Annotated in this window: 1 protein-coding gene; it reads right to left on the bottom strand. The window is 70.8% G+C overall.

Translation table 11 applies throughout. The features are described 5' to 3' along the window. Positions 1–400 (bottom strand): carboxyl transferase domain-containing protein (locus tag PSR9079_RS23480; RefSeq protein ID WP_281290957.1); only part of this gene is annotated, 400 nt, incomplete at both ends.

Here is a 400-nt window from a genome sequence, read left to right as displayed (position 1 = left end):
CCGGAACACGCCGAACTTGGTGTCGGGGATGGGCGCGTTCAGCGAGGCGCTCAGGCCCAGCGCAAGCACGCGGCGGGTGTCGGCGGGGTCGATCACGCCGTCGTCCCACAGCCGCGCCGAGGCGTAGTAGGGGTGGCCCTGGTCCTCGTACTGCTGGCGGATCGGCGCCTTGAAGGCGTCCTCCTCCTCGGCGCTCCAGCTGCCGCCCTTGGCCTCGATGGTGTCGCGACGCAGCGTGGACAGCACGCTGGCCGCCTGCTCGCCGCCCATCACCGAGATGCGCGCGTTCGGCCACATCCACAGGAAGCGCGGCGAGTAGGCGCGGCCGCACATGCCGTAGTTGCCGGCGCCAAAGCTGCCGCCAATGATCACGGTGAACTTGGGTACCTGGGCGCAGGCC

The organism is Pseudoalteromonas rhizosphaerae (assembly GCF_902498845.1).
GTDB classification, from domain to species: domain Bacteria; phylum Pseudomonadota; class Gammaproteobacteria; order Enterobacterales; family Alteromonadaceae; genus Pseudoalteromonas; species Pseudoalteromonas rhizosphaerae.
Note: the sequence above shows the minus strand (reverse complement) of the source record. Positions and strands in the feature narration are given on the sequence as shown.